Genomic DNA, 3860 nt, shown 5'->3' with positions numbered 1-3860 from the left:
ATCCTCCACACCCCATACTCTCTCTGTCGTGTCCCCCCCCCTCGCCCTCCTCCCCACACCAACACCCCACTCTCCTTCCGGCGCGCCCGCGGGGGGGGGGGGGCCCCCCCCCCCCCCCCCCCCCGCGCGGCTTACCCGGCGAAATACGGGGCCAGATTGGTGCGCACGCGGTCCAGCACCGTCTCGCCCGACAGGTCGGGCACGAAGGTCTCCCCCGTGATCGCCTCGAAAGCCTGAATATAGACGGCGCTGGTCTGGGCGATCATCTCGGCGGGGATTTCGGGGATGGCGTCCTTGTAAGGGTCGCAGCGCGCGGCGACCCAGGCGCGGATCACATCCTTGTCAAAGCTGGGCGGGCGGCTGCCGCTGCTCAGCGCGGCCTCATAGCCATCGGCCAGCCAGTAGCGGCTGGAATCGGGGGTGTGGATTTCGTCGGCAATCAGGATATTGCCTTCCAGATCGACGCCGAATTCATATTTGGTATCCACAAGGATCAGGCCGCGCTCTGCCGCCATCGTCTGCCCGCGCGCAAACAGCGCCAGTGCCTTGGCCGAAACCTCGTCCCATTGCGCCGCCGTCAGCAGGCCCTGGTCCACGATTTCCGCCGCCGTCAGCGGTTCGTCATGGCCGCCGTCAAAGGCCTTGGAGGTGGGGGTGATGATGGCTTGCGGCAGCGCCTCATTGTCGCGCAACCCCTCGGGCAGGGTGTGGCCATACATCTGGCGCTGGCCCTGCTTGTAAAGCGTCAGCACCGAGGTGCCGGTGGTGCCCGCCAGATAGCCGCGCACCACGATTTCCACCGGCAGGATGGTCAGGCGCTTGCCGACCACCACATTGGCATCCGGATAGGCCAGCACATGATTGCCGCAAATATCCCCCGTCCGGTCGAACCACCAGCGCGCCACTTGCGTCAGCACCTGCCCCTTGTGCGGGATCGCGGCCAGAATGCGGTCAAAGGCCGAAATCCGGTCGGAGGAGATCAGGATGCGCCGCCCCTCCGGCACCTCCGCCGTGGCGGGCAGATCATAGCAATCACGCACCTTGCCGAAATAGGGGTTGGGCAGTTCCGGGATACGGGCTTCGGGCAGAACGCGCATCGGGGCCTCCGGGGCATCAAACATTCAGGTTTGCTTCGCCTATCGCGCAGGGCGGGAGGGCTGTCAATGAAGGAAGGGCAGAGAAGGAAGGGCTGAGCCGCATCCCCTGTTGACCTCTGCCCCCGGCGGCCCTATGGCAGCGGGGCGCGGATGGCTGGATGACCGCGTGCGCCGCACGGCGTGCGAGGAAAGTCCGGACTCCATGAAGAAAGGGTGCCGGGTAACGCCCGGCGGGGGTAACCCCAGGGAAAGCGCCACAGAAAACAGACCGCCCCGATTGCAGCGTGCTGCGGGTGGGGTAAGGGTGAAACGGTGGGGTAAGAGCCCACCGCGGACCGGGCAACCGGGACGGCACGGCAAGCCCCACCCGGAGCAATGCCGAATAGGGGCCTCGCGCGGAAAGGTCCGACGTTCAGCCGCAAGGCTGTCGGAGACCTCCGCAAGGGAACTTCAGCCCAAGAGTGCCCGGGTTGGCAGCTAGAGCGCCGTGGTAACGCGGCGCGCAGAGGAATGGTCATCCAGAGGGGGCAACCCCTTGGACAAAATCCGGCTTACAGGCCGTCCGCGCACCTCCAGTTCCAGATTTTCCAGATCGGCATTCCCGGATTTTTCCGATCCGCACCCCCCTCAAATGGGGGGATCGCATCCGAGGCCCCCAATGGGGGAAATAGAAGCATGGCGCGGATGGGCCTAGCGTCGTTCTCACAAGGGGCCGGAACAGGGCAGCAGGTGCAAGCCGCCCTCCCGGCCCCGGACAGACGCCGCCCGCCGCGCCGCCTTGGCGCTTCCAATTGACCAGAAGGATACGATCGCATGGATATGGACCAGTTGCTGCACTTCCAGAAGAAACTCGCCTACGAGATCGACTCGTGGGATGTCTATGTCGCCCTGCAAAACAACGAGGGGCTGGTGGTGATTGATGGCCGTTCGGCCAGCGCCTATGCCCGCGAGCATATCCCCGGCGCGGTGAACCTGCCGCATCGCGAGATCTGCGTGAACACCACCGCCGATCTGGACAAGAGCAAGGTCTATGCCTGCTATTGCGACGGGATCGGCTGCAATGCCTCCACCAAGACCGCACTGAAACTGCTGACCCTGGGCTTCAAGGTCAAGGAGCTGATGGGCGGTCTGGATTGGTGGAAGCGTGACGGCTACGCCACCGCCGGCGCCGAGGCGCGCCCCGGCACGGCCATCGAATGCGGCTGCTGATCTGATCTGACCGGATCGGGCCGCCCGGCGGGGGCCTGCTTCCCCGGTAAGCTCCCCGCCACCCTTTTCCCCTTCGACATCACCCTTTTCGCCCCCGGCCGCTTTGGCCGGGGATCAGCCCCGCTTTGCCAGACCTTCGCCTTGCCTGCACCGGCCTCCTCCCTCACCCCATGCCAAGGATACGCCCATGTACAGTTTTGAAAGCAATGTCGCCTCCTATTGTCGCGCCTTCCCCGATCATTTCGCCCGCGCCAAGGGCTCGCATCTCTATGATGCCCAGGACCGGGTTTTCCTCGATTTTCTCAGCGGCTGCGGCTCGCTGAACTATGGCCATAACGAGCCGCATTTGCAGGCGGCGCTGATCGACTACATCCGCGAGGATGGCGTGGCGATGAGCCTTGATCTGCATACCGAGGCCAAGGCGCGCTTCTGCAAGGCCTTTGAAAGCATCATTCTGGCGCCACGTGGCATGAATTACCGCTTCATGTTCACCGGCCCCACCGGCACCAATGCGGTGGAGGCCGCGCTGAAAATCGCCCGCAAGGCGACGGGGCGGCGCAATGTCATCGCCTTTACCAATGCCTTCCACGGCTGTTCGCTGGGGGCGCTGGCACTGACCGGCTCGCGCAGCCATCGCGGCACCGGCAATCCGATCGGCGACGGCGTGACCCGCGCCCCCTATGAGGGCTATCCGGCGGCGGGCATGGACAGCGCCGATTATCTGGCGCAGCTGCTGGAAGACCCGTCCAGCGGCATCGACGCCCCGGCGGCGATCATTCTGGAGGCCATTCAGGGCGAGGGCGGGCTGAACACCGCCTCGCCGGAATGGCTGCGCAAGATTCAGGCCCTGGCCCGCCGCCATGGCGCGCTGCTGATCCTTGATGACATTCAGGCGGGCTGTGGCCGCTCGGGGCGGTTCTTCGCCTTCGAGGGGGCGGGCATCCTGCCCGACATCGTGGTGATGGCGAAATCGCTGTCGGGCTTTGGCCTGCCGATGTCGATGGTGCTGCTGAAACCGGAATATGACGTGCTGTCACCGGGCGAGCATAACGGCACCTTCCGGGGCAATAACCACGCCTTCGTCACCGCCGAGGCCGCCATCCGCCGCTTCTGGCAGGATACCGCCTTCATTACCGCGCTGGAGATGAAGGCCGATTGGCTGACCACGGCGCTGGACCTTCTGGGCGCGCGCTTTGGCCTGCGCCGCAAGGGGCGCGGCTTCATGCAGGGGCTGGCCTTCCCCCGCGCCGAGGATGCGCTGGAGGTGCGGCGGCTGGCCTATACCGCCGGGCTGATCGTCGAATGCTGCGGCCCGCATGATGAGGTGCTGAAACTCCTGCCGCCGCTGACCGCGACGCAATCGGAGTTGAACCGCGCCATCGAGATCATCACCGCCGCCATCGAGCTGGTGCTGACCCCGGTTGCCGCCGCAACGGTGGGGGCACAGTAAGATGGATGGCAATTTCCTGCCCCCCCGGCCTGCCGATTTACGAGGTGATCGGCGTGGGCTTCGGCCCCTCGAACATCGCGCTGGCGATTGCGCTGGAAGAACAG

General features: G+C 65.5%; 3 protein-coding genes and 1 other RNA gene. 3 read left to right on the top strand and 1 reads right to left on the bottom strand.

What is annotated here, in order from left to right:
- Window positions 1-131: 131 nt before the first annotated feature.
- Complete coding sequence (locus JNN06_RS13100) at window positions 132-1097, bottom strand: phosphoribosylaminoimidazolesuccinocarboxamide synthase (protein WP_291240038.1); 966 nt, start codon at window positions 1095-1097, stop codon at window positions 132-134.
- 146 nt (window positions 1098-1243) lie between these two features.
- Between JNN06_RS13100 and rnpB the strand changes: the two genes are divergently transcribed.
- The 3 genes from rnpB (at window position 1244) to ectB (ending at window position 3756) form a co-directional block, all read left to right on the top strand.
- Window positions 1244-1667: RNase P RNA component class A (rnpB, locus tag JNN06_RS13095), an RNA gene on the top strand.
- A 243-nt stretch (window positions 1668-1910) separates the two neighbouring features.
- A complete protein-coding gene (locus tag JNN06_RS13090) occupies window positions 1911-2306 on the top strand; it encodes a rhodanese-like domain-containing protein (protein WP_291240037.1) in 396 nt (131 codons plus the stop codon).
- Window positions 2307-2493: 187 nt separating this feature from the next.
- The gene (gene ectB, locus JNN06_RS13085) at window positions 2494-3756 is read left to right on the top strand and encodes a diaminobutyrate--2-oxoglutarate transaminase (protein WP_291240036.1); all 1263 of its coding nucleotides are present in this window, start codon (window positions 2494-2496) and stop codon (window positions 3754-3756) included.
- The last annotated feature ends 104 nt before the right edge of the window (window positions 3757-3860 follow it).

The organism is Gemmobacter sp., assembly GCF_016792925.1.
In the GTDB taxonomy this organism is placed as follows: domain Bacteria; phylum Pseudomonadota; class Alphaproteobacteria; order Rhodobacterales; family Rhodobacteraceae; genus Gemmobacter.
The sequence above is the reverse complement of the archived record's forward strand: the minus strand, read 5'-3'. Positions and strand labels throughout refer to the sequence as shown.

Bases quoted from the DNA above. Each gene is read 5' to 3' on its own strand.
- JNN06_RS13100 (WP_291240038.1), bottom strand. From the start codon at position 1,097: ATGCGCGTTCTGCCCGAAGCCCGTATCCCGGAACTGCCCAACCCCTAT.
- JNN06_RS13090 (WP_291240037.1), top strand. From the start codon at position 1,911: ATGGATATGGACCAGTTGCTGCACTTCCAGAAGAAACTCGCCTACGAG.
- ectB (WP_291240036.1), top strand. From the start codon at position 2,494: ATGTACAGTTTTGAAAGCAATGTCGCCTCCTATTGTCGCGCCTTCCCC.